The sequence below is a fragment of the Anaerostipes sp. CAG:276 genome (assembly GCF_000432215.1).
GTDB classification, from domain to species: Bacteria; Bacillota; Clostridia; order Lachnospirales; family Lachnospiraceae; genus Anaerostipes; species Anaerostipes caccae.
In genome coordinates, this window is sequence record NZ_FR889198.1 from 63,511 (window position 1) to 87,142 (window position 23,632).

Genomic DNA, 23,632 nt, shown 5'->3' on the forward strand with positions numbered 1-23,632 from the left:
AGGTCTTAATACTCCACATTCATCAGGAACAGGCCCTGGGGCGGGGCGGTGATGCCCGCATCTTTCCGGTCTTTTGACTGAAATACATGAAAAATAGACTCCGGGTCTCTGCTTCCTGCACCGATCTCAGCCAGTGTTCCGGTCAGAATCCGGACCATATTATAAAGGAAGCCGTCGCCGGTGAAACTGAGGCGGATTTCGCTGTGTTCTTCTTCAATCACAATAGAATAGATTGTTCTCACCGTTGATTTCTTTGTCTTTTTGACGGAAGAGAATCCTAAAAAGTCGTGGGTGCCGAGACAGAAGGCGGCTGCCTTGTTCATTTTTTCTATGTTCAGTGTTTCCGGATATTTCCACAAATATTTTCTTTCAAAAACATTCACAGTGCCGGGAATGGCAATACGGTACTGATATGTCTTTTGTTTTGCATTCAGCCGGCTGTGGAAGCGCTCTGAGACTTCATCTGCCGTCACAATACCGATATCGGAAGGCAGATATTTCGTGAGGTATTCTTTGATCTCCCGGCAGGAGAAGCTGCAGTCTGTATGGAAGTTGGCGATTTGTCCGCAGGCGTGTACGCCGGCATCTGTGCGGCCGGAACCGATAATCTGGATGGATTCCCCGGTCATTTTTGAGAGAACTGACTCCAATTTTCCCTGGATCGTGCTGGCGTTTGCATTTTTGCCAAGTTTCTGCCAGCCTTGATAGCGGGTGCCGTCATATTCTATCTTCAGACGGATATTTCGTTTCATCATTTCCTGTACTCCTTTTTGTGCGGGATTTTTTTAAATCTGCTGGACTCCATTATAGGGGAAGATGCCAAAAAATACAAATCATAGTTTCTGCTGCAGGCTGTGTACAGATGCGCAGGGAATTTATGATATAATAGAGGACAGAAAATATCAGGAGGAGAGATGAAGTTTCGGATACCGGATTATTATGACAAATTTAAATGTATAGGTTCTGACTGCACAGACAGCTGCTGCGCGGGATGGGATATCACTGTGAACGATGAGACCTATGAAAAGTACACCCTCGTGAAAGGATCATTCGGAGACCGTCTCATGAGATCTGTCAGCTCTTCCCGTCCTCATCATTTTCTCATGGAGGAGGGAAGATGTCCTTTTTTAAATCAAAAGAATTTATGCGATATTTATATACATCTGGGAGAAGATTTCCTCTGCCAGATCTGTACAGACCATCCACGGTTCTATGAAGTTTATGGCAGCCGGCAGGAAGCGGGACTGGGACTCGTGTGCGAAGAGGCGGCAAGACTGATTTTGACCAACAAGAAAAAGGTCCGGTTTCTTGATGAAAATTTGGATGAAAAAACGGAAGAAGAGGAGCCCTGGCTGGAGCCGCTTACGCTGGCAAGAGACTGGATCATCCGTCTGCTTCAGGACAGGGAGCAGACTCTGGAGAGACGTTTGCGGCAGACGCTGTCGGCGGCAGCGGTCTTTCAGGAAGATTACATTCGCGATGATATGGAGGCCATGTATCTGCATATACATAAATGGGAGACGAAAGAAAGAGTACAAAAGCCGCGGACCGGTCTGAGAGAATGGTTCACGGAATGTCTGGAATTTCTCCTGGATCTGGAGATTCTCACCCCCGAGTGGAAGCAGGCTTTAAGCCAGGCATCTTTCATGTTTCGGGAGAGAGACATTTGTTTTTCAGATTTTGACGGAATCTTTTATGAACATTTGATAGTGTATTTTATATACCGGTATTTTCTGAAATCCGTCTATGACTTTCAGCTTTTGGATAAGGTTAAATTTGCGGTTTTCAGCTGTTTGGTTGTCCGGGGGACAGAGGCAGCGGTTTCACGAGAGGAAAGCCTGACGTCATTGGAAATTGCCCGTCTGTACTCAAAAGAAATCGAATACTCGGAAGAAAATATGGAAGCGGTCAATGAAGAACTTTTGTTTTCAGATATGTTTGACACACAGAGACTGTCAGATATGGTATCCGCAGTGTTCGGAAGTTCATATTTAATCTGAAGAGACAGGGAGAATTTATGAATAAGATAAAAAAATATCTGGGGTTTCCGGCAGATCCTGCTTACCGGATTCAAATTGAACAGAACATGACCGCCAATATTTTTAAAACTCATACGATTTTTCAGCTGCTTATTCTGGGATGTCAGATCTTAATGCTCTATTCAATATCGACTCTTCCGGGAGGCGTTTTTATGAAACCAAGAAGGACCGCATATTTCTGTATGTATATCCTGCTGATCATTTTAACAGTGCTCAGTCTGGCAGTGAAGGCAGTTTTCAGGCGAAAGATCATGGAACATTACTGAATGATCTTCTCCCGTACTTTCCTGATCCTTATGGGGCGGATCAGAGCTTTAATAATATGACGAACAGCTTTTTTATTACGGTTCTTTGTATTGGAATTTCAATCATTCTCTATCGGAATCGTGTCTTGTCAGAATATGACCGTATTATTATCGGAGAACAGTATCAGAAAATCGCCGAGATCAATCAGAAGTTGAATCAACAGGTAATCCGTGACCGTCTGACTGGACTTTTTAACCGCAGTTATCTTGAAACTTCCCTGAGAGAACAGTTTCAAAGCGTACAAGAGAAGCACGGAAACATTGCATGTATGATGATTGATATAGATTCAATAAACTACTTCTTAAGTAAATGTAGCCCTGTCTATTTTTTTTATGATACTATGTAAACAATGATATTTAGTTTTATGGAGGATTGCAATTATGAAAAAGAAAATCTTTGCAATGGGACTAAGCCTATTGTTTGCGGCATGTTGTTTCCCGAAGATGTCTTTTGCCGCTGAGCCAGCGGAAAATGTCGTGGCCAAAGTGAATGGGAAAACATATGCAACATTGAAAGAAGCTGTTGATGCCGCACCGGAGAACAGTACTGTTACACTACTTTCTGATGTGACAGAAGATGTAATCTTTAACAAAAATATCACTGTTGATGGTGCCAGCAAGTACACGATTTCAGGTGCGTCAACCGTAAAGGCAGGAACACTTACGAATCTTACTTTAAAACCGAATGAAACAAATACAAATGGCAAGCTTTTAACAATTGGAAATGGAGACAGTACTTCGATTAATCTCGAAAATGTTACGATCCATTATTCCGTAACAAAAAGATCCAGCGGAAGCGCTGTGACAGTAAGTGGCAACAGTGCAACTATTAAAATCAATCATTGCCGCTTCATCAATACCCCAAATAATAATGGAACGACAACAGACGCACCTGAATGGTCTTACGGTCTATACGTTAACGAACAAAACGACGCCGGAAGTATTACTTTTACAAATAACGAATTCAACGGGGCATTCCGCACAATGCTTGCAAATGTAAGTGGTAATTTTCTAATTGAAAACTGCGAATTCATAAATAGCGTTTACAGCGTGGCAAATGGACCTACCGGAGGCTCTGCCGGGGAAGCCACAACAATTACTACTTCAGCCGCTTCCAACAATCAGATTGTCGTAAAAAACAATATGCTTGATAATGCCGGATCTATTTATTTACAGACACAGGCAAATTTCACAGGGAATACGATCAAAAACGATAAATTTGAACACTATATCCAGGCAAAGGGAAGTATTGGACAACCTATAGACTTTAAAAATAATACTTTTCAGTTAGGTACAAACAATCTAGTGGTCATTGATGTTGCTGCCACACCAATTTTACTTCCAGCTGGACAGCCTGCGGTAAACTATTGGATCTGGAGTGATACTCCTGCAAATGTTCGTCCCGCCGATTACAGCGACTATAAATATATGTACAACGAAGACGGAAGCATTACATTCATGCCTCAGTCTGACGTAGCATTTGAACAGTTTTTCGCTCAAAAAACAAATGGAAATATACAAGTAAACGATCAGGATACAGTACTTATTGAGAAGAATTTAAAGATAAACGACATAGAAATTGGTTCTGATAAAAATATTACTTTTGAAATAGCAAAAGACGCAACTTTAGAAATTGCAGGCGCCTTAGACATCCAAGGAAAAATTACGGTAAAAGGGGAAGGTGCCCTCATCATTACCGAACAGGGAAAAGTAAATATCTACTCTGATGCTGCATTAACTGTTTCCCCCGATACAAGCCTTAAAAACAATGGCTTCATTTCAAACAACGGTGAACTGACAATTCCAGATACCACCACAGGAAATGGAACAATCGAAGGCACTGGTATTACAGAAAAAGTACACAACGCAGTACACGTTGAAGCTAAGGAGCCTACCTGTGACACCGACGGAAACATTGAATACTGGTACTGCAGTTTTTGTGATAAATACTTTTCTGACAAAGCTTTAACCCAGGAAATTTCCAAAGAAAAAACAAGCCGAAAAGCTCTGGGGCACAAATATGAAAACGGAAAATGTACCGTGTGCGGAAAAGCTGATCCTAATTATAAGCCTGAGACATCTCCGACAGATAACGAAAACGACGGAAATTCTAATCAAGAATTCTCCAATTCTCACGCCCCTAAAACAGGGGATAACAATCATATCGGACTAATGATCGCACTGATGCTTGGTGCATCGATTGCTTTCTTTGGCGTTAAAAGAGATAAAAAACAACACGGTTAAAATGACTTAAAAATGGAGCAGAATTGCATGAAATGCGATTCTGCTTCATTTTTTCAGGATATCATCTTATTTGAAGAAATGAACAGTCGACTTGATTACTGCCATTAAAAAGTACTTAGGTCAATAATAATTCAAGATTATGATAGCTTTCATAAAAATATCGAAATTTTCCACTTCATTAACATTGCTTTCTATCTCCTTTCGCTTTTATTCTTTAAAATAATAGAAAAAGTAACATGAAAACGTTACAATAAAAAAAGTTTTTTAGTCCGCGTATGGCATCCACAGAACTAAAAAACTATGTAATCTTTACTAAAAAAAGGGGGCATCGCCATAAAGAATTTTCTACTAAATGATGTATTCCCATGTTTTAATTCCCTTTCAGTTATAATGTATATACCATAACAGGCATAAAATTATACTTCAAGATAAATTTATGAAAAAAGAGTAAAATAATTATCGTAAGAATTTTAAGAAAGAGAGTGAGAATATGTATTCTTCAATTTATGCTGAAAGCAAAGAAATGTATAATGAACTTATAGAATGGCGTAGAGAACTTCACAAAACACCTGAATTGGGACTTGAACTTTCTAAAACAGTTTCTTTTGTGAAGAAAAAATTAGCAGAATGGGATATTCCATTTGAAACAAAAGTCAATGGAAATTGTATTATTGGCTATATGGGCTCTGGGGATAAATGCTTACTTCTTAGAGCAGATATGGACGGGCTTCTTATGAATGAAGAAAGTAAATTGTCTTTTGTTTCGCAAAATGGTAATATGCACGCTTGCGGACATGATATGCATACGACCGCTTTGTTAGGAGCCGCCAAAATATTAAAAAAACACGAAAAGGAATTAGGGTGCTAACGCAGTGATTGCTGAGGGTGTAATGGAAAATCCTAAAGTAGACTCAGCTTTTGCAACTCATGTAGCGTCCGTTATTCCTGCAGGAACAATTGCTTATGGAACTATGACAGGGACATCTGTCTTTGGATTTAAAATAACGATAATAGGAAAGGGTACGCATGGTGCTATGCCCCAGAACGGAATAGACCCTATCAACGTTGGGGTTCATATTTACCAAGCATTGCAGGAGCTAATCGCACGTGAGTGTTCTCCAAGCCAAGAAGTAACATTAACAATTGGTCAATTTAACTCTGGAACGGTAAATAATGTTATTCCAGAAACAGCTATTTTACAGGGAACACTTCGCACATTCGATAATAAAATAAAACAGTATTTAATTACGAGAATTAAAGAAATTGTTGATAATATTTCCCATGCTTTTCATGCAGAAAGTAAAGTAGATGTCCTAGCAGATATACCCGTACTCTGCTGTGATGAAAAAAGAAATACTGAAATTGCTAAGGCAATAAGGTCCATGAATGGTGAATTTAACATGGTATCCGGGTTACACACAACTGGTTTTGATGATTTTGCAGTGTTTGCAAATAAAGTACCATCTTCTTATTTTATGATAGGAGCTAAGGTTGATTTAGATAATATCTATGCACATCATAATCCGAAAGTATGTTTTAACGAACAAGTTTTACCAATCGAAACGGCGGTATATGCATGTGTGGCTATGGACTGGAAATAAGTTAGAAAACAATAAAATTAAAAGGGAGACACACGTTTTTTGTGCAGTATCCCTCTCTTTTTTCTGTCATATCAAGGCTCGTTCAATCGTGGTAAAATGAGTGCTTTTTTATACTTCAAAGTACTGTAAAGTATAATGTTTATGCGGATAATCAAAAATTAGATAAAAATTTTAAGCCAAAACAATATAATGATCGGTTTGGGCATATATCCGAGGACCAGTGCCTGAGAACTTTCGCAGGCTTCCTGAAGAAGGAAGTGCAGAACAGGTCAGGAAGCCTGATCCGTTATGGCGGTGAAGAATTTCTTATATTCTTATTTGGGCAGGACGCTGAGGCGGCAGAAGAAATAGCAGAACATATGCGCCGGTCCGCAGAGTCCGGCGGATACATCAGCGACGGGCCGGACAGCAGTCCTGTCACAGTCAGTATAGGGGTCTATAAATAATGCCCGTCCGCTGAGACTCCATTCAAAGAATTTATTACTCTGGCAGACAGTGCCCTCTATGAAGCAAAATGCTGCGGAAGAAACTGTGTAAAATTAAAGACAGGGGAGATGTCTCAGCAGACATAGACCAGTCTTGCTTCCGGAAGGCGCAGCCTCACATAGTCTGTCAGCACCGGCTCTGCCTCCAGCCGCAGTTCCTTCCGGTAGCGGTATTTTCCTCTTCCGCCTCCGGACATAGACTGATTGTCGTAGAGGTCAGGAGCCTCCGGAAATGCCTCTTTGTTAATAGCATTCTGCACAAAGCTGTAAGTCATAAAAATCATCTCTATTGTCATTGACTTCTTGGCCTTTTCGGTAAGACCGTCGGCCAGCTGATCGATCAAATTCATGTATTTTTCTTTCCAGCCATCATTCAGGATGATGGGAGCGATCAGTATTCCTACGGGATAACCGGCCTCACACATGTCGTTGACTGCCTGGATTCTCTGATGAAGCGGGGAGGTCCCAAGTTCGATATGGTCTATGATTTCCTGAGGATTGACGCTCATTCGAAAAATGCTCTTTCCCTGATGGTCAAGGCCGAGCAAAGGTTTTACAGACGCAAATTTGGTGGGAAATGTAATCTGTCCTCTCCCCTCACGGGCGAAAGCAGGGATGACCCATTCCAGATTGTTTGTTATCATATTTTCTAAAACAAGATCACTGTTGGAGCCTATCTCAAAAGTCTGGGGTACAGCTCCTTTTTTTGAATTCTTTATCAGCCGTTCCATCATGTCTTCCCGATTTACGAAAAGCCTTAAATAGGCGCATTTATTGTAATTGCATACCAAATAACAATAAAGGCACATGGCAGTACATCCGGACGAAGTGAACGGAACCAGATAATCGGATATCTTATGGTTTTCTGTATATCGGTGAGTCTTTCTTGTGCCGATAATCAGAAAACGTTTCATTTTTGGAAAATCGCTGTTGGGCCTTTGGGTCATCTCTTCGATCCGGTTATGGCTTTTGATCTCATGCCAGGGCAGATCCGCAAAATCTTTTTTTAATTTCCGGCCGAGGGGATAATCAAAGATTCCCGGTTCATGATATACGGCGGTAAATAGTTTCATAAGCAGTTCTCCTTTTCATATTTGTATTAGTATTTCTGAAAAAAATGAGATATATTGATTGCTGTCTGATTTTTGGTAAGGATTTCATTGGAAATGCAAGAAAATTTTCTAGTTTAAACAGATTTATTATGTTATAATAAATGCAAACAAATTTGTTTGCATGTAAAATGATGGGAGTTATAAATTGGATGAATATTCAGCGTTGATGATACATATAAAAAAGAGAATGAGGTATGAGCCCGAAGAGGAGCAGAATCTTCAGATTTATCTGACCAAAGTGGCAGAGCAGCTGAACAGCCTTTTTGTGGACAGCATGATATTTCCGGTAATCTTCGGAAGGCATGATGAACTTCAGGGTCTGTTTACATCTTCACTGTCCGCAGCCTCCTATTTCCGGCTTTTCGAGATCATGTGTTATCCGGTCGCCGTCACCGGAGGGATCGGGATCGGCGAGTGGACAGTGCGTATGGAGGATGGGACCTCTGCCCAGCAGCAGGGAACGGCCTATGACCGGGCGGAAGAGGCTTTAAAGACTGTGTCAAAGAAGAAGACACAGAGGCTGCGGATCCATTCTTCAAGAGAAGACGGTATGGCAAACTATCTTCTGAATGTTTCCAAGGACATGCTGAGTGCACAGAATTCGATCCAGAACCGTCTCCAGCTGATCGCAGAGATCCTGTACCCGTTTGTTGAGAACAGGACATGGATACGATTTGAAAATCATGGCCTCAGGCTGCTGACACTGAAGGAAAATTTCGGACCTGCGAAACAGATGGTGGATAAGATCGCAAAAGTGCCGGAACAGACGATCTCCTGGAAGAAAAACGTTTATGTCCAGGAACCGATCTTCATTACAGGCGAAAAAAAGGAAGGAGAAGAAGCCGTCATTCTTAAAAATGTTTCCAGCAGCATTGCGGTGACTGCAAAGAAAAGCCGGCAGAATGTGGAAACGATCATGAAACGGGGGAAACTGCTCACGATCCGGATCATGGATTATATGGCACTGCAGTATATAAAACGGTACTACTAAAAAGGGAGAAACAAATATAAGTATGGAAAATAAGGAAAAAAGATTTGCACTTTTAATTGACGCTGACAACATATCAGCAAAATATATCAAGCCGATTTTGGACGAGCTGTCACAGTACGGCAATATTACATACAAGAGAATCTACGGTGACTGGACAAGTACGCTTCATGCCAGCTGGAAAGAGGAGCTGCTGGCCAATTCCATCACACCCATCCAGCAGTTTTCTTATACACAGGGGAAAAATGCGACAGATTCTGCAATGATCATCGATGCCATGGATATCCTTTACGCCAACCGGGTGGACGGCTTTTGTATCGTCTCCAGTGACAGTGATTTTACGAGGCTTGCCAGCAGGATCAGAGAGACAGGGCTTACTGTGATCGGTATGGGTGAGGGGAAGACTCCCCCGGCTTTCCGTAAAGCATGTGATGTTTTTACAAACCTGGAACTCCTGATCGAGGACAAAGAGGAAAAGGAAAGCAAGCCGATTGGCCGCAGGGATATCGAGGCAGCGATCCATTCTATCATCACAGACAATCAGAACAGCGATAAAGAGACGACGCTGGGAGAGATCGGGACAAGGCTGTTAAAGAGATATCCGGACTTTGACGTGAGGAGCTACGGATACAGTCTGCTCTCTAAATTTCTGGAAGAATTCGATCATTTCAGACTGATTAAGGATGGCAATATTGTCACTGTTTCTCTGAGAGAAGATATTGACATGAAAGAACAGCTGGACCACTATGTAACGGCATTGGTGAAAAACACAGGAAAAAAGGGACTTGATCTGTCTGATCTTGCAAACAAAATATATGCAGAATATGAGAACTTTAAAGTACAGGATTTTGGATACAATCGGTTCAGCTCTTATGTGCGGAGCATCCCGGGTATGCAGCTGGAGAACAAAAATAATATTACAAAAGTAACGTTTTTAAAAAAATAATACCGCAAAGGCAGAAAAATTTTCTAATAGAAATACGAAAGCAGATCAATATACAAACCAAACGAGGTATTTTAAATATGAGAATTTTTTTATGGGAAATCAGGGAAGAACAGGGTTACAGTTTGAGGAACCTTGAAAAATATACGGGCATCAGCCATATGCATATCTATGATATTGAAAGAGGACTGGTAAGTCCCACACTGGAGGAAATCGAAAAGCTGGCGGGAGTCATGAGAATCAGTCCTTACCGTCTGTTTGACTTTCGGCCGGCTATACAGGTGAATTCCAATTAAAGAGACTGCTGCAAAACGTACATCAATGATTCTGTCAAAAATAACAGAATCCCGGGTTTTGCAGCAGTCTTTTATCAAACGAATATGAGGATCATTGGTATTAGAGATCTCTTCCACAGCGGCCGTAAAAGGTTAAAAGATAAAGTCCGCAGATGCCGACCAGATCATAGACGATCCTTGAGAGCATCGTCATGCTGCCGAAGAGAAAAGCTACTAAATCAAACCGGAAGAAGCCAATCAGGCCCCAGTTGACCGCACCTATAATTGTAATTGTCAGTGCTATATAATCTAATGTTTTACTTCCCATAGCAACCTCCTTTTCTATTAATAATCTTCCCAGTCTTAGAAATATTATGCATGGGTTGTTTAATCTCCTCCGGGACCGTCTTTTCTCGGACGTTCAGACTCGGGCAGAGGTTCCACGATGTGCGGACGTTCTTTTTTTGCCTCTTTTGGTTCCTGCTGTTTATGCCTGTGGCAGTTGGATTCGTGCATTGCGATCACTCCTTTCTTTTTAGTTTTCTTAGTATGTTTGCAAAAAGTCCGGATTATACAGTATAATAAAGACAGAAACTACGAATACGGATTTAGATTAGGATAGGAGGGATTTTATGGCGGGAAAACAGAAAAGCAACTGTGAGTCTTGTATAAATTATGTGTATGACGAAATGTGCGGTTCCTATGTATGTGATGTAAACCTTGACGAAGATGAACTGATGCGGTTTATGACATATTCAAATTATAGCTGTCCGTATTTTCAATTAAATGATGAATATAGTATTGTCAGAAAACAAATTTAAACAGGGACAGATATATGAAGATAAAAAGAAATCGCGTGATATCCTGGACAATGGTCATTTTGATGATGGCGGTGATTTTTTTATTTTCTGCGAAGACGGCAGATGCGTCAGAGCAGATGAGTATGGGAGTTACCCAGTGGATTTCGAAACTGGTCGGGATATCCCCGGCAGAAGCGGGAGGATTCGGAAACAGCCTTTATGATATGCTGTCTGTCATGGACCACTATGTGAGGAAGACAGCCCACTTCCTGGAATATGCACTGCTCGGAGTGCTTGTGTGCCGGGCCTTGGGGATTGATGTAAAGAAAAAGGCTCATCTTCTGGGTGCGGCATTAGCGTTTTGTTCTTTCTATGCCGTGACAGATGAACTGCACCAGTATTTTGTGCCGGGAAGAAGTTGTCAGATAAAAGATGTCATGATCGACAGTTCGGGTGCTCTGACCGGCATCTGCTTTTGTATGCTGGCAGGTTTTGTATTAAAAAAAATAAAGAATAAGCGTAGAAATGTCCGACAAAAAAATACCCCGGATGTCAGAGTTTTCTGATATCCGGGGTGAAATTTTTGCGGCGGCGGCAGATAAACTTTTGAAAATCCCTTATCTCCCTGTGACGAGATTGATCAGATCAGATCCAAGCTGTTTGGAATCTTTCGGGAAGTACAGGGTAACTGTGTCTTCACCGCTTTTGATATTCTGTTTAGTCAGTGTAAACGTCTTTGTCTTCATGTCGGAAGAGGGTTTCATACTTTTAAAACCTTTTGCCACGTTTTTGATCAAAAGTTTCTGAGCATCTTCTTTCGTCTCGATGTGCTGAGGCTTTAACGCGTCTACTGTTTTTTTCTTGGCGTCCTTGAATACAGATAAGTAATCAATATACTGTGATTTTACAGTAACAACAGCCTCTTTCTTTTCCTGTTTTTTTACGGATACTTCATAATCAAGACTGGACAAAGCCTGGGAGAGTGCATCATAAATATTTTCAGCGTCTTTTGTTGTCAGTGTGATGCCCGCAGATTTGAAACTGTCTTTCAGTGATGAAATCGTAGACTCTTTGTATACGTTCAGGGTATCACTGACTTCTGCAGAGTCAATGCCCAGATCTGTCATGGCATCTGCTTTATGGCATACGATCAGCTGATAAAAAGCATCCATGGATTTATCTGCATCCGGAGCTTTTTTTGTGCCGCATCCGGTCAGCAGAGTTGCCGCCAATAAGGCTGCTATAACCAAGGTCATCAATTTCGTATTTTTCTTCATAATTCATTTCCCCAATCCTGTTTGTTTATAATGAATACTCGTCTCATTATAAAGGTTAGAAGGAAATGTGTCAATAAATGCCGAATAGAATCGAAGAACAGAATGTTTCCCATAACATTTTCATGACCGGAGTTCCTCGATCAGTCTGCGCAGTTCAGACATAATCTTTCGCCTGTGTATGCCGGTATAGCCTGTCTTATTTGAAATTTCTGCGGCAGACTGAAAATAACCGGCGGCGTCAGAAAGTCGTGGAGTTTGTAATAAGACTGGCAGATGCCCTTGAACTTCAAGTCATCGCAGAGGGGGTGGAGACAAGGGAACAGGCACAGATGCTTAAGAAGCTGGGATGCCGTCATGCCCAGGGATATCTGTACGGACGTCCGATGCCGGAGCAGGAGTTCATAGACTATTTATCAGGAAAAGAATTGTAATCAGGGCTGTTATGCGGACTAAGCATAACAGCCTTTTGCATGAAAAGCGATAGAATACTGCACACTATGACTGCTGCAGGATATCTACTTGAAGTTCTTGTTCAAAATGTATATAATATTTTAGATTGTATAAAAGAAGACGTTTCTATGACAGGGCTGCAGGATAGTCCTGATCATATTGGGAGGAGAATATAGAAAATGAGCAGTCAAAACTATGACGCAAACAGTATTTCCGTACTGGAAGGGCTGGAGGCAGTCAGGAAGCGGCCCGGAATGTATATAGGAAGTGTTTCGACAAAGGGGCTTAACCATTTGATCTATGAGATCGTAGATAACTCGGTGGATGAATTTCTTGCGGGACACTGCGATGAAATTACGGTAACATTAAAAGACGACGGGACAGCAGTGATCGAAGACAATGGCAGGGGCATTCCTGTCGGAATCAATGAACAGACTGGTCTTTCAGCGGTTGAGATGGTGTTTACCATGCTGCATGCCGGAGGGAAATTCGGAGACGGGGGATATAAAATTTCGGGAGGACTGCACGGTGTGGGGGCATCTGTGGTCAACGCCCTCTCTACATGGCTTAAAGTGACGGTTAAACAGGACGGAAACATTTATGAAGAATGTTTTGAAAGAGGGAAGGTTACAGAACCGCTGAGGGTGATCGGAAGCTGCAGAAAGTCGGAGACCGGAACAAAGATCCGGTTTCTTCCTGATCCGGAGATTTTTGACAAGACCTATTTTAAAGCCGCTATGATCCGCAACCGTCTCCATGAGACGGCTTATCTGAATCCGGAATTAAAGATCCATTATATAAATGAACGTTCAGGAGAAGAGACGGAAGTCTTATATCACGAGCCTGAGGGAATCTGTGCCTATGTAAAGAAACTGAATGACGGCAAACATGTACTGCATGATCCAGTCTATTATAAGAGGGAGATCAACGGAATCGAAGCGGAGATCGCCTTCCAGTATACGGAAGATTTCGGAGAGAATATTTTAGGCTTCTGCAATAACATTTATACCACGGAGGGCGGTACCCATATCACAGGATTTAAGTCCAAATTTACAGCAGTGATGAACCAGTATGCCAGGGAACTGGGTATATTAAAGGAAAAAGACACAAACTTTACAGGGGCAGATGTGAGAAACGGCATGACCGCCATCATTTCCGTAAAACATCCGGAACCAAGGTTTGAAGGGCAGACGAAGACAAAATTGGACAACCCTGATGCTAATAAAGTGGTCGGTGAAATTACCGGGGATGAGACGGTATTATTTTTTGATAAAAACCTGGATACCTTAAAAAAAGTCCTTGCCTGTGCGGAGAAATCCGCAAAGATCCGAAAGGCTGAAGAAAAAGCGAAGACAAACCTTCTTGTGAGACAGAAACTCTCCATTGACAGTAACGGAAAGCTGTCCAACTGCGAAAGCCGGAAGCCGGAAGAGTGTGAAATTTTTATCGTCGAGGGAGATTCGGCAGGAGGATCTGCTAAAACTGCCAGAAACCGCCGGACTCAGGCGATACTGCCAATCAGGGGAAAGATCCTGAATGTCGAGAAGGCTACCATGGACAAGGTCCTGGCGAATGCAGAGATTAAAACGATGATTAATACTTTTGGATGCGGATTTTCAGAAGGCTACGGAAATGATTTTGACATTGAGAAACTGAGGTATCAAAAAATTGTGATTATGACCGATGCCGATGTGGACGGGGCACATATTGCCACCTTGCTGCTGACATTTTTCTACCGGTTTATGCCGGAGCTGATTACCCATGGACACGTCTATCTGGCAACGCCTCCTCTATATAAGGCAATTCCTAAGAAGGGGAAAGAAACTTATTTGTTCGATGATACTGCGCTGGAGAAATATAAGGCTGCCCATAAGGGTCCGTTTACTCTCCAGCGGTACAAAGGACTTGGAGAGATGGACGCCAGCCAGCTTTGGGAGACGACGCTGGACCCGGAGACGAGGACATTAAAGCAGATAGAGATCGAAGATGCCAGAATGGCATCCGATGTAACCTCTATGCTGATGGGCAGTGAGGTTCCGCCGAGAAGGCAGTTTATTTATGATAACGCAGAGGATGCGATGTTGGATATATAGAAAGGGAGAGAGATGGCAGAACATATCATTAGGGCAGAATTTTCTGAGGTTATGCAGAAGTCGTATATCGACTATGCCATGAGCGTTATTTGTGCGCGTGCCCTTCCCGACATTCGGGACGGTTTAAAGCCCGTACAGCGGCGCGTCCTGTATGCCATGGACGAGCTTAATCTGAGGCATGACAGGCCGCACAGAAAATCTGCGAGAATCGTTGGAGACACGATGGGTAAATATCACCCTCACGGTGACAGCTCTATCTATGAGTCTCTGGTGGTCATGGAACAGGAATTTAAAAAGGGTATGCCTTTAGTGGACGGACATGGAAATTTTGGTTCCATCGAAGGTGACGGAGCCGCGGCCATGCGTTACACGGAGGCAAGGCTTAAAAAATTTACTCAGGAGGTCTATCTTGCGGATCTGGATAAAAATGTAGTGGATTTTATATCCAATTTCGATGAGACGGAGAAAGAACCGGAAGTGCTTCCGGTCAGAGTACCGAACCTTCTGATCAACGGTGCCGAGGGAATTGCCGTCGGTATGACTACCAGCATTCCGCCCCATAATCTGGGGGAAGTGGTCGATGCCATGATCGCGTATTTGGAAGACGAATCAGTTGCCAATGAAGATCTGCTTACCTATATCCAGGGACCGGATTTTCCTACGGGAGGCCTGGTGGTCAACAAAAAGGATATAAAAACAATTTATACCGAAGGCAGCGGAAAACTGAAACTCCGGGGAAAGGTGGTCTTTGAGCCTGGAAAGAAGCGCGGGGAAAAGGATAAGCTGGTTATCACAGAGATTCCATATACGATGATCGGCGCCAATATCGGGAAATTTCTTTCTGATGTGGTAAACCTCGTGGAATCTAAGAAAACGACGGATATCGCTGATATTTCCAACGAATCCTCCAAGGAGGGAATCCGTATTGTCCTGGAACTGAAGAAAGGGACAGACATCGAACGCCTGAAGAATCTTTTGTATAAGAAAACAAAGCTTGAGGATACCTTCGGCGTAAATATGCTGGCCATCGTTGACGGCCGTCCGGAGACGCTGAGCCTTCGGGATATCATAGCGCACCACACAGAATTTCATTACGGACTTGTAAAGAGAAAGTATCAAACCCTGCTGTCTAAGCTCTATGACCAGCGGGAAGTCAAAGAAGGTCTGATCAAGGCCTGCGATATGATCGATCTGATCATTGAGATACTGAGGGGGAGCAAAAATTTAAAAGAGGCGAAAGCGTGTCTTACCAAAGGCGAAGTGGGGAATATCAGATTCAAATCATCTGAATCCATGATCGAAGCCTGCAAGCTGTCTTTCACAGAGAAACAGGCAGAAGCGATCCTGGACCTGCGCCTCGGAAAGCTGATCGGATTAGAAATCCTGGCTCTCAGAGAAGAATATGAAGAGATCGTTGCCAAAATAGCTGAATATGAAGATATCCTTCACAATCCGGCATCCATGCAGCGTGTTATGAAACAGGATCTTATGAAGATTAAAAAAGAATATCAGCGAGAGAGAAGAACGGTGGTAGAGGACGGAGCCGAGGCAGTTTTTGAAGAAGAACCGCTGAAGGAGGAGCAGGTTTATTTTGTCATGGACCGGTTTGGCTATGCAAAGACCTTCGACAAGGCTACTTACCAGAGAAACCAGGAGAATGCATCCAGGGATTATAAATATATTGTCCCTTGTATGAACACAGATAAGATCTGTATTTTTACGGACACCGGCGTTATGCATCAGATCAAAGTGCTGGATATACCGGCGGGAAAATATAAAGATAAGGGTACACCGATCGATAATCTGGGCAACTATGACAGCTCTGACGAGGCAATCATCGCAGTCCTGGCAGCAGAGGCAATGACACATGACAGCCTTTTCTTTGCCACGGAACAGGGAATGTTAAAGATTGTTTCGGGAACAGAATTTCAGGTGACAAAGAGAACAGTATCAGCAACAAAACTGTCGGACGGAGACGCACTCCTCTCGGTAAAGCCACTGAAAACAGAAGGTGGCCTGATAAAACCGGATATGGTAATATTAGAAACTAAGGAGGGTGTTTTCCTGCGGTTTTCACTGGAAGAAGTTCCGGAAAAGAAAAAAGGAGCAGTAGGTGTAAGAGGCATTAAACTGAATAAGGATGACATACTGCTTCATACTTATCTCATGGAGGCTGACGGCATTACATCCATGGACTACAAAGGAAAACGTCTGGATTTCAATAAACTGAAGCTTGCGAAACGGGATACAAAGGGTTCTAAAATCCGGCGCTGAGAAAAAGGAGAGAAGAGATGACAATTGATCTTGTGATTCCAACTTATAAACCAGGGGAGAAGCTTTTTGAATCTCTCCGGCGCCTGTCCAGACAGACGGTTCCATTCGGTACGATTTTTCTGATCAATACGGAGGAGAAATACTTTCCGGATCATCTTACAGAGCAGTACCCGAATGTAGTAGTGAAGCATATAAAAAAAGAAGAGTTTGATCACGGAGCCACGAGGGATTACGGAGCTTCCCTTTCAGATGCGGAGATCATTGCGTTTATGACCGATGACGCGGTGCCCGGAGACAAATATATGGTGGAAAATCTGCTGAAGGCTTTTGAGGACCCACGTGTGGGAGCCGCTTATGGACGTCAGATGGCGGACCCGGAGGACAATTATCTGGAGTATTATACGAGGATTTTTAACTATCCTCCGGAGAGTTCCATAAAGACAAAAGCCGATCTGCCAAAGCTTGGGATCAAGACATTTTTCTGCTCCAATGTGTGTAGTGCATACAGAAAAAAAGATTATGAAGCCATGGGCGGATTCATTCACAAAACAATCTTTAATGAGGACATGATTATGGCTTCCAGGCTGATCGGGGCAGATAAAGCCATTGCATACCAGGCAGATGCCGCTGTATGGCACTGGCATAACTACCGCTGTTTTGAGCAGCTTCACAGGAATTTTGATCTGGCAGTCTCACAGGTATCCTACGGAGGGCTGTTTCTTGAAGTCTCCTCTGAATCGGAGGGGATGAAGATGGTCCTTCACATGCTGAAACATCTGCTGTTTACCGGAAGATTCTTTAAGATTCCTAAATTTATGGCGGATACGGCGTGTAAATTCATAGGCTATAAACTGGGCAGAAACTATAAAAAATTTCCCAAAAGCCTTATTCTGAAACTCACGATGAACCGTTCTTACTGGGATTCGTATGAAAAGCTTTAGATTTTCTTAACATTTCTGGTTTAGTTTTCTGTTACAATAGATAAAATTACAGACATACGTTTGGAGGATAAGGAAATGGGAAAGAAATTTAAAATTGTTATGGCTGTCTTCCTTGTAATTGCTCTTTCCATAGGAGGAGTTCTTGGATACTATGATGCGAAATTAGAGGCTTCGGTGACGCCGAAGGGAAACTTAAGCAAAGTAGATGTGGGAGACGACGTTAAATTTGATAATGATGTAGTTAATATCCTGCTGGTCGGCTCTGACCGCAGATCCGATGAGACTGAGGCGGGAAGATCAGATTCATCTATGATTGCCACCATCAATATGAAGACAAAAGAATTAAAGCTTACTTCCCTGATGAGGGATATGTATGTGGATATTCCGGGACACGGAAGAAACAAGCTGAATTCAGCATATTCTTTCGGCGGAGTGGATCTGCTCTACAAAACCATTGCCCAAAATTTTGATATAAAGATCGACAAATACTGTGTCGTAGACTTTTCAACCTTTGAGAAAGTGATCAATGAGGTGGGAGGCATCGAGATTGATCTGGAAGAGAAAGAGGCAGACTATCTGAATACGACCAATTACATTTCCAAGAAGAAATACCGCAATGTAAAAGCAGGAAAGCATATCCTGAACGGGAACCAGGCTCTCGGTTATTCCAGAATCCGTTATGTGTCAAACAGCAGGTACGGAGACGGCGAATTCGGCCGTACCGGCCGTCAGAGAGCGGTCCTGGAAGCCACTTATAAAAAGATCATCAGGCAGAATCCGATGAAGATTCTGGATATCGGGTTTAATGCACTGGACGACGTGTCCACCGATATGAATGCAAGTTATATCAAAGGCCTTGTGACTTCTGTGGTTCAGTTCGGAGTTCCGAAGGTCCAGCAGATGAGGATTCCGATCGAGGGCACTTACATGCAGGGCCGGGCACAGAGCGGCATGTTTGTCTTCTTCATTAATTTTGATGCAAATAAGGCGGCGATGGAGCATTTTATCTTCAGCAAAGGAAAAGAAGAGGATTTCGCATCCAAATTCGGCGGATATCAGAATATAGAGACTTACGGCTATCCTGCAAAACCGGATTCAGAGGATGCTTCAGAGAGTTCCCCCGGAAGCTATAAGAGATAGTTTTTCACGCTTACATAAAGTCGAAACGGCACAAACATTGTAAAATCTTCAGGTTTAATTAAGAAACTGTCTGTTGTTTTCTGATATAATGTGCTATAATTGTAGACTAATAAATAGCAATTCAGGAGGAGTAGCATGACGCTGAAGACATATAAAATCATTTTGGGCATATTTTTAGTAATATCCGTTGCGGCGGGAGGAGTTCTTGGATATTATGATGCCAGGCTTGAAGCTGCCATCAATAAGACCGGTGATTTAGGAAGTGTAGATGTAGGTGATGTGAAGTTTGATGAGGATGTTGTGAATATCCTGCTGGTCGGTTCTGACCGGAGATCCGACGAAGAAGCGGCCGGGCGGTCCGATTCTTCGATGATCGCAACGATTAATTTTAAGACAAAAGAACTGAAGCTTACTTCCATTATGAGAGATATCTATGTAGAGATCCCTGGACACGGAAGGGATAAGCTGAATTCTGCATATGCATATGGAGGAGTGGAGCTGCTTTATCAGACCATTGCGAAGAACTTTGGAATCAAGATCGATAAATACTGTGTCGTAGATTTCGACACTTTTGAAAAAGTAATCAATGAAGTGGGCGGTATCGAGATCGACCTCGAAGAAAAAGAGGCACAGTACCTGAATACGACCAATTATATTTCCAAGAAAAAATACCGCAATGTAAAAGCAGGAAAACATACCCTGAACGGAAACCAGGCTCTCGGCTATTCCAGGATACGCTATGTGGTATCTAAGAAATACGGAGATGGGGATTTCGGCCGTACCGGCCGCCAGAGGGCAGTTATGCAGGCTACCTTTGATAAAGTCAAAGGCCAGAGTCTCACAAAGATTCTGGATATTGCTTTGAAGGTATTAAGCGATGTTTCCACCGACATGGATGCTGACTACATCAAAGGTCTGGCGGCATCTGTGATCAAGATGGGCACGACAGATATCGACCAGATGAGAATACCGATCGAAGGTTCCTATAAGATGGGAAGGGCACAGCATAACATGTTTGTCTTCTTCATAAATTTCAATGCAAACAAAGCTGCCATGAACTACTTTATCTTCGGAGACGGAAAGGCGGGAGACGGATCTGACGAGGCCTTTGCCAAGGAGTACGGCGGATTGAGCGGTGTGGAGACCTTCGGATATTCGGGGGTATCGAATACTTCATCCGGAAGTACCTCGTCCGGAAATACGGGATATAATAACTCAGGAGGATCTGCGGGAAGCGGCTACTCCACTTCGTCTACGAGCGGCACAAGCAGGCCGGCTTCCACATCGACCAAAAGACCGGCTACGACAGCGGCTACACAAGCTACAACAGAAAAGCAGACCCAGGCTACTACCCATGCCACAACGGCTGCGAAACCAGAAAATACAAGTCAGGGAAACGCAGAAGAATAGTTTTTCAGTGATTTCTTGACACTGAATATTAGAATTGATAGAATTGTTAGGAGGATGAAGTCGTCTATGAAACAGATCGTACTATCTATCGTGGCGGAAAACAATCCGGGGGTACTAAGCCGTATATCCGGACTGTTCAGCCGCAGAGGCTATAATATTGACAGTATTACAGCCTGTAAGACACAGGATGAGAAGTATTCACGAATGACGATCGCGGTCAGCGGGGATGATACCATTCTGGCACAGATCAAGAATCAGCTGATCAAGCTTGAAGATGTCATAACGCTTGTGGAACTGGAAAACCCGACCTCTGTCTGCAGAGAACTTATCTTAGTCAAAATCCGCACAGGAAAGTCTGAAAAGCAGGAGATCATCACGATCGCCGACATTTTCAGAGCCAAAGTTGTGGACGTGTCAAAAGATTCACTGATGATCGAGCTTACCGGAAATGTAAATAAAATTGAAGCTTTCATAAATCTTCTGGAAGGCTTTGATATTCTGGAACTTGTGAGAACCGGACTCACCGGGCTTTCTCGCGGGGAATCCGTGCCGAGACTTGTCAAATAGGCACACATTTAATTAAAAGGTATGGGAATACCCCTTACTTATAAAGCCTAGAAAATGGAGGAATGTAAAATGGCAAAGATTTATTATCAAGAAGACTGTAACTTATCACTTTTAGACGGAAAGACCATCGCGGTGATCGGTTACGGAAGTCAGGGACATGCACATGCCCTTAACGCAAAAGAGTCCGGATGCAATGTTATCATCGGATTATATGAAGGAAGCAAATCCTGGAAGAGAGCAGAAGAACAGGGATTTGAAGTATATACAGCTGCTGAGGCTGCAAAAAAAGCAGACATCATCATGATTCTGATCAACGATGAAAAGCAGGCTACAATGTACAAAAATGATATCGAGCCGAACTTAGAAGCAGGAAATATGCTCATGTTCGCTCATGGCTTCAACATTCATTTTGGATGTATCGTGCCTCCTAAAGACGTAGACGTAACAATGATCGCGCCTAAAGGACCTGGACATACTGTAAGAAGCGAATACGAAGAAGGAAAAGGTGTTCCTTGTTTAGTAGCTGTAGAGCAGGATGCTACAGGAAAAGCATTAGATATGGCTTTGGCATATGCACTGGCGATCGGCGGAGCAAGAGCAGGTGTTCTTGAGACTACTTTCAGAACAGAGACAGAAACAGACCTCTTCGGAGAACAGGCAGTGCTCTGCGGCGGTGTTTGTGCACTGATGCAGGCCGGCTTCGAGACATTAGTAGAAGCAGGATATGATCCGAGAAACGCATACTTTGAGTGTATCCATGAGATGAAACTGATCGTAGATTTGATCTACCAGTCAGGATTCTCAGGAATGAGATACTCTATCTCCAACACTGCAGAATACGGTGACTACATCACAGGACCGAAGATCATCACAGAAGATACAAAGAAAGCGATGAAGAAGATCCTTTCCGATATCCAGGACGGAACTTTCGCAAAAGACTTCTTAGTAGATATGTCCGAAGCAGGAAGCCAGGTTCACTTCAAGGCTATGAGAAAGTTAGCTTCCGAACATCCGGCAGAAGTTGTCGGGGAAGAGATCAGAAGCTTATACAGCTGGTCTGATGAAGACAAACTGATCAACAACTAATATTTGATTATTGATCTTACATATAAAACCGGAGCGCATGTGCACTCCGGTTTTTTCTGATACTATGGGAAAGTTCGTTCTATTATGTTTATCTCTTCTGCTGCCTTGCGCGGTTGGTCGAATCTCTGACAATGAGATAAGGCTTGTACTCGATTCGGATAAAGTATTGGCTTTTTTGCTCCGGAGTTTCATTCCACTGGATTTTTTGATAAATCGTGTCAAAAGCCTTCCGTCCTTTCTCCTCCATATAATGTTCCACTGTGGTCAGTGAGACCGGAAGCAGACCGGAAGGAAAATCATTGTCAAAGCTGCACACGCTGAAATCTCTTGGAATCTTATATCCTTTCTTTAAAACCGCATCCATGATACCATAGGCAACCATATCGTTATTCCCGACAAAAGCAGTGATACCGGACAGGCCCCGGTCTTCCAGGCAGTCCATACACAGCTGATATCCCACATCGTATTCCAGTGACAAATGATTTCGTTCATATTGAGAATCAACCTTTTGTTCTCTTACGATGACGTCATAAGGCTCATTCGCGCATAATTTTGCATAAGTATTCTGAATGGCCTTCAGCCGCTGATACCGCATGGCCAGGGATACGTCAGGAGTGATCGTCGTTGTCAGGAAAGCGATATGCCGATGCCCTAAACTGTGCAGGTGTTCAGCTACCAGAACCCCTGCAGTATAGTTGTTTGTTTCAATAATATCGATGTTGATGGAAGAAGTCTTGTCACCGATCACGACAATAGGAAACTGTTTTGCAACCTTTTCGACAAATCCCGGATCGTTGGGTATCATGGTGAATATGATTCCTTCCACGTTCATATGGATGGCATCCATGACCAGTTCGTGTTCTTTCTTTACTTCGCGAAACGTAGTAAAGATTAGGGTCTTATATCCTTTTTTATAAGCGGACTGCTCGATGGACTGGGCAATCGTTGCATAATAAGAGTTGAAGATATTGGGGCAAAAAACAGCGATTACTTTTTTGATCTGTGCAGAAGAGGGGGATCTGAGAGCAGTGTCTTTTTTCTCATGGCTTAACTCATATCCCAGACGTTTTGCGGACTCCAGTACTTTTGCCACCGTTTCTTTGGAGAAGGAGACATCAGATCTTCGGTTTAAGATCATGGAAACAGCAGAAACGGAAATGTCCGTATCCTTTGCAATATCTTTCATCGTCACACTCTTTTTATTGGCCATGGCGGTCCTCCTTATTAAAATTTTAATTGAGCTTTATATAATATCTACAAAATATTTTAATTGAAACTGTATATTATTCCAAAGTTTATTGAAAATAATTTAAATAATTTGATAATTTAACGGGTCTGGATTAAAATTTAAGTAAAGAAAAGTTAAATTTAAATAAAATTCCGGAATGTTTTATTAAAATTTTAATTTATTATAACACACCAATTCATGTGAATCAACGATTCCTAAGGAGGTTTAAGAATTATGAGAATTATACAAATTTCTGATTTTCATTTGAGAGGGGACGGGAAACTGTCTTTCCAGAAAGCGGACACGATCGCTGCATTAAACCAAACAATCGAGTATTTTTCAAAATTAAAACCATATGAATTACCTGAATTTTT

The 23,632-nt window shown here is 42.6% G+C and carries 26 protein-coding genes; 20 read left to right on the forward strand and 6 right to left on the reverse strand.

Going from position 1 to position 23,632, the window contains the following annotated elements:
* Positions 1-5 precede the first annotated feature (5 nt).
* The gene (truA, locus tag QVP35_RS11590; protein WP_009289574.1) at positions 6-755 is read right to left on the reverse strand and encodes a tRNA pseudouridine(38-40) synthase TruA; all 750 of its coding nucleotides are present in this window, start codon (positions 753-755) and stop codon (positions 6-8) included.
* 159 nt (positions 756-914) lie between these two features.
* Between truA and fliB the strand changes: the two genes are divergently transcribed.
* The 7 genes from fliB (at position 915) to QVP35_RS11625 (ending at position 6,635) form a co-directional block, all read left to right on the forward strand.
* Positions 915-2,000, forward strand: a complete 1,086-nt coding sequence (gene fliB / locus QVP35_RS11595; protein ID WP_009289575.1) for a flagellin lysine-N-methylase — start codon at positions 915-917, stop codon at positions 1,998-2,000.
* A gap of 17 nt (positions 2,001-2,017) precedes the next feature.
* Complete coding sequence (locus QVP35_RS11600; RefSeq protein WP_006566880.1) at positions 2,018-2,305, forward strand: hypothetical protein; 288 nt, start codon at positions 2,018-2,020, stop codon at positions 2,303-2,305.
* A 56-nt stretch (positions 2,306-2,361) separates the two neighbouring features.
* Positions 2,362-2,691 (forward strand): GGDEF domain-containing protein, encoded by a 330-nt coding sequence (locus QVP35_RS11605; RefSeq protein ID WP_009289576.1) that lies wholly within the window; start codon positions 2,362-2,364, stop codon positions 2,689-2,691.
* A gap of 34 nt (positions 2,692-2,725) precedes the next feature.
* Positions 2,726-4,588, forward strand: a complete 1,863-nt coding sequence (locus QVP35_RS11610) for an LPXTG-motif cell wall anchor domain protein (RefSeq protein WP_022261175.1) — start codon at positions 2,726-2,728, stop codon at positions 4,586-4,588.
* A gap of 490 nt (positions 4,589-5,078) precedes the next feature.
* Complete coding sequence (locus tag QVP35_RS11615; protein ID WP_006566883.1) at positions 5,079-5,456, forward strand: M20/M25/M40 family metallo-hydrolase; 378 nt, start codon at positions 5,079-5,081, stop codon at positions 5,454-5,456.
* A gap of 22 nt (positions 5,457-5,478) precedes the next feature.
* Positions 5,479-6,189: a M20/M25/M40 family metallo-hydrolase gene (locus QVP35_RS11620; protein ID WP_022261176.1), complete on the forward strand. Its 711-nt coding sequence runs from the start codon at positions 5,479-5,481 to the stop codon at positions 6,187-6,189.
* Positions 6,190-6,299: 110 nt separating this feature from the next.
* Positions 6,300-6,635 carry a diguanylate cyclase gene (locus tag QVP35_RS11625; protein ID WP_225103805.1) on the forward strand — a complete coding sequence of 112 codons (336 nt, stop codon included), beginning with the start codon at positions 6,300-6,302 and terminating at the stop codon, positions 6,633-6,635.
* Between the two features lie 113 nt (positions 6,636-6,748).
* Here the strand turns inward: QVP35_RS11625 and QVP35_RS11630 are convergent, their stop codons facing one another.
* Positions 6,749-7,747: an SPL family radical SAM protein gene (locus QVP35_RS11630; RefSeq protein WP_009289580.1), complete on the reverse strand. Its 999-nt coding sequence runs from the start codon at positions 7,745-7,747 to the stop codon at positions 6,749-6,751.
* A gap of 184 nt (positions 7,748-7,931) precedes the next feature.
* Here QVP35_RS11630 and QVP35_RS11635 point away from each other — a divergent pair, with 184 nt between their 5' ends.
* The 3 genes from QVP35_RS11635 (at position 7,932) to QVP35_RS11645 (ending at position 10,013) form a co-directional block, all read left to right on the forward strand.
* Positions 7,932-8,777 (forward strand): hypothetical protein, encoded by an 846-nt coding sequence (locus QVP35_RS11635; RefSeq protein ID WP_009289581.1) that lies wholly within the window; start codon positions 7,932-7,934, stop codon positions 8,775-8,777.
* A 22-nt stretch (positions 8,778-8,799) separates the two neighbouring features.
* A complete protein-coding gene (locus QVP35_RS11640; RefSeq protein WP_022261177.1) occupies positions 8,800-9,720 on the forward strand; it encodes an NYN domain-containing protein in 921 nt (306 codons plus the stop codon).
* A 77-nt stretch (positions 9,721-9,797) separates the two neighbouring features.
* Positions 9,798-10,013 (forward strand): helix-turn-helix domain-containing protein, encoded by a 216-nt coding sequence (locus tag QVP35_RS11645; protein ID WP_009289583.1) that lies wholly within the window; start codon positions 9,798-9,800, stop codon positions 10,011-10,013.
* A 100-nt stretch (positions 10,014-10,113) separates the two neighbouring features.
* Here QVP35_RS11645 and QVP35_RS11650 read toward each other — a convergent pair whose 3' ends face one another.
* Positions 10,114-10,320, reverse strand: a complete 207-nt coding sequence (locus tag QVP35_RS11650; RefSeq protein ID WP_006566890.1) for a DUF378 domain-containing protein — start codon at positions 10,318-10,320, stop codon at positions 10,114-10,116.
* A 59-nt stretch (positions 10,321-10,379) separates the two neighbouring features.
* Complete coding sequence (locus QVP35_RS11655; protein WP_006566891.1) at positions 10,380-10,508, reverse strand: hypothetical protein; 129 nt, start codon at positions 10,506-10,508, stop codon at positions 10,380-10,382.
* Positions 10,509-10,624: 116 nt separating this feature from the next.
* On the opposite strand from QVP35_RS11655, the gene QVP35_RS11660 reads away from it, so the two are divergent.
* Positions 10,625-10,813 (forward strand): DUF6472 family protein, encoded by a 189-nt coding sequence (locus QVP35_RS11660; protein WP_006566892.1) that lies wholly within the window; start codon positions 10,625-10,627, stop codon positions 10,811-10,813.
* Between the two features lie 14 nt (positions 10,814-10,827).
* Positions 10,828-11,358, forward strand: coding sequence for a VanZ family protein (locus QVP35_RS11665; RefSeq protein ID WP_006566893.1), 531 nt, complete (start codon positions 10,828-10,830; stop codon positions 11,356-11,358).
* Positions 11,359-11,409: 51 nt separating this feature from the next.
* Here QVP35_RS11665 and QVP35_RS11670 read toward each other — a convergent pair whose 3' ends face one another.
* Complete coding sequence (locus QVP35_RS11670) at positions 11,410-12,069, reverse strand: hypothetical protein (RefSeq protein ID WP_006566894.1); 660 nt, start codon at positions 12,067-12,069, stop codon at positions 11,410-11,412.
* A gap of 200 nt (positions 12,070-12,269) precedes the next feature.
* Between QVP35_RS11670 and QVP35_RS11675 the strand changes: the two genes are divergently transcribed.
* The 8 genes from QVP35_RS11675 to ilvC all read left to right on the forward strand — a co-directional run bounded on the left by QVP35_RS11675 (position 12,270) and on the right by ilvC (position 22,030).
* Positions 12,270-12,500, forward strand: coding sequence for an EAL domain-containing protein (locus QVP35_RS11675; RefSeq protein WP_006566895.1), 231 nt, complete (start codon positions 12,270-12,272; stop codon positions 12,498-12,500).
* 198 nt (positions 12,501-12,698) lie between these two features.
* Positions 12,699-14,612 carry a DNA gyrase/topoisomerase IV subunit B gene (locus QVP35_RS11680; RefSeq protein ID WP_009289585.1) on the forward strand — a complete coding sequence of 638 codons (1,914 nt, stop codon included), beginning with the start codon at positions 12,699-12,701 and terminating at the stop codon, positions 14,610-14,612.
* Positions 14,613-14,624: 12 nt separating this feature from the next.
* Positions 14,625-16,886: a DNA gyrase/topoisomerase IV subunit A gene (locus QVP35_RS11685; RefSeq protein WP_022261178.1), complete on the forward strand. Its 2,262-nt coding sequence runs from the start codon at positions 14,625-14,627 to the stop codon at positions 16,884-16,886.
* Positions 16,887-16,903: 17 nt separating this feature from the next.
* Entirely contained in the window at positions 16,904-17,827 is a 924-nt protein-coding gene (locus tag QVP35_RS11690; protein WP_009289587.1) for a glycosyltransferase, read from the forward strand.
* A 75-nt stretch (positions 17,828-17,902) separates the two neighbouring features.
* A complete protein-coding gene (locus QVP35_RS11695; protein ID WP_006566900.1) occupies positions 17,903-18,967 on the forward strand; it encodes an LCP family protein in 1,065 nt (354 codons plus the stop codon).
* Between the two features lie 135 nt (positions 18,968-19,102).
* The gene (locus QVP35_RS11700) at positions 19,103-20,377 is read left to right on the forward strand and encodes an LCP family protein (protein ID WP_022261179.1); all 1,275 of its coding nucleotides are present in this window, start codon (positions 19,103-19,105) and stop codon (positions 20,375-20,377) included.
* Between the two features lie 66 nt (positions 20,378-20,443).
* Complete coding sequence (gene ilvN, locus QVP35_RS11705; RefSeq protein WP_009289590.1) at positions 20,444-20,944, forward strand: acetolactate synthase small subunit; 501 nt, start codon at positions 20,444-20,446, stop codon at positions 20,942-20,944.
* A 69-nt stretch (positions 20,945-21,013) separates the two neighbouring features.
* Positions 21,014-22,030 carry a ketol-acid reductoisomerase gene (ilvC, locus tag QVP35_RS11710; protein WP_009289591.1) on the forward strand — a complete coding sequence of 339 codons (1,017 nt, stop codon included), beginning with the start codon at positions 21,014-21,016 and terminating at the stop codon, positions 22,028-22,030.
* Positions 22,031-22,118: 88 nt separating this feature from the next.
* Here the strand turns inward: ilvC and QVP35_RS11715 are convergent, their stop codons facing one another.
* Positions 22,119-23,240 (reverse strand): LacI family DNA-binding transcriptional regulator, encoded by a 1,122-nt coding sequence (locus tag QVP35_RS11715; RefSeq protein ID WP_006566904.1) that lies wholly within the window; start codon positions 23,238-23,240, stop codon positions 22,119-22,121.
* Between the last annotated feature and the right edge of the window lie 392 nt (positions 23,241-23,632).

What these genes read in the sequence shown, in the direction of transcription:
- fliB (WP_009289575.1), top strand. Translation starts at nt 915, where the DNA reads ATGAAGTTTCGGATACCGGATTATTATGACAAATTTAAATGTATAGGT.
- QVP35_RS11700 (WP_022261179.1), top strand. Translation starts at nt 19,103, where the DNA reads ATGACGCTGAAGACATATAAAATCATTTTGGGCATATTTTTAGTAATA.
- QVP35_RS11600 (WP_006566880.1), top strand. Translation starts at nt 2,018, where the DNA reads ATGAATAAGATAAAAAAATATCTGGGGTTTCCGGCAGATCCTGCTTAC.
- QVP35_RS11670 (WP_006566894.1), bottom strand. Translation starts at nt 12,069, where the DNA reads ATGAAGAAAAATACGAAATTGATGACCTTGGTTATAGCAGCCTTATTG.
- ilvN (WP_009289590.1), top strand. Translation starts at nt 20,444, where the DNA reads ATGAAACAGATCGTACTATCTATCGTGGCGGAAAACAATCCGGGGGTA.
- QVP35_RS11680 (WP_009289585.1), top strand. Translation starts at nt 12,699, where the DNA reads ATGAGCAGTCAAAACTATGACGCAAACAGTATTTCCGTACTGGAAGGG.
- QVP35_RS11650 (WP_006566890.1), bottom strand. Translation starts at nt 10,320, where the DNA reads ATGGGAAGTAAAACATTAGATTATATAGCACTGACAATTACAATTATA.
- truA (WP_009289574.1), bottom strand. Translation starts at nt 755, where the DNA reads ATGATGAAACGAAATATCCGTCTGAAGATAGAATATGACGGCACCCGC.
- ilvC (WP_009289591.1), top strand. Translation starts at nt 21,014, where the DNA reads ATGGCAAAGATTTATTATCAAGAAGACTGTAACTTATCACTTTTAGAC.
- QVP35_RS11695 (WP_006566900.1), top strand. Translation starts at nt 17,903, where the DNA reads ATGGGAAAGAAATTTAAAATTGTTATGGCTGTCTTCCTTGTAATTGCT.
- QVP35_RS11660 (WP_006566892.1), top strand. Translation starts at nt 10,625, where the DNA reads ATGGCGGGAAAACAGAAAAGCAACTGTGAGTCTTGTATAAATTATGTG.
- QVP35_RS11610 (WP_022261175.1), top strand. Translation starts at nt 2,726, where the DNA reads ATGAAAAAGAAAATCTTTGCAATGGGACTAAGCCTATTGTTTGCGGCA.
- QVP35_RS11665 (WP_006566893.1), top strand. Translation starts at nt 10,828, where the DNA reads ATGAAGATAAAAAGAAATCGCGTGATATCCTGGACAATGGTCATTTTG.
- QVP35_RS11605 (WP_009289576.1), top strand. Translation starts at nt 2,362, where the DNA reads ATGACGAACAGCTTTTTTATTACGGTTCTTTGTATTGGAATTTCAATC.
- QVP35_RS11645 (WP_009289583.1), top strand. Translation starts at nt 9,798, where the DNA reads ATGAGAATTTTTTTATGGGAAATCAGGGAAGAACAGGGTTACAGTTTG.
- QVP35_RS11620 (WP_022261176.1), top strand. Translation starts at nt 5,479, where the DNA reads ATGGAAAATCCTAAAGTAGACTCAGCTTTTGCAACTCATGTAGCGTCC.
- QVP35_RS11655 (WP_006566891.1), bottom strand. Translation starts at nt 10,508, where the DNA reads ATGCACGAATCCAACTGCCACAGGCATAAACAGCAGGAACCAAAAGAG.
- QVP35_RS11685 (WP_022261178.1), top strand. Translation starts at nt 14,625, where the DNA reads ATGGCAGAACATATCATTAGGGCAGAATTTTCTGAGGTTATGCAGAAG.
- QVP35_RS11640 (WP_022261177.1), top strand. Translation starts at nt 8,800, where the DNA reads ATGGAAAATAAGGAAAAAAGATTTGCACTTTTAATTGACGCTGACAAC.
- QVP35_RS11715 (WP_006566904.1), bottom strand. Translation starts at nt 23,240, where the DNA reads ATGGCCAATAAAAAGAGTGTGACGATGAAAGATATTGCAAAGGATACG.
- QVP35_RS11630 (WP_009289580.1), bottom strand. Translation starts at nt 7,747, where the DNA reads ATGAAACTATTTACCGCCGTATATCATGAACCGGGAATCTTTGATTAT.
- QVP35_RS11615 (WP_006566883.1), top strand. Translation starts at nt 5,079, where the DNA reads ATGTATTCTTCAATTTATGCTGAAAGCAAAGAAATGTATAATGAACTT.
- QVP35_RS11690 (WP_009289587.1), top strand. Translation starts at nt 16,904, where the DNA reads ATGACAATTGATCTTGTGATTCCAACTTATAAACCAGGGGAGAAGCTT.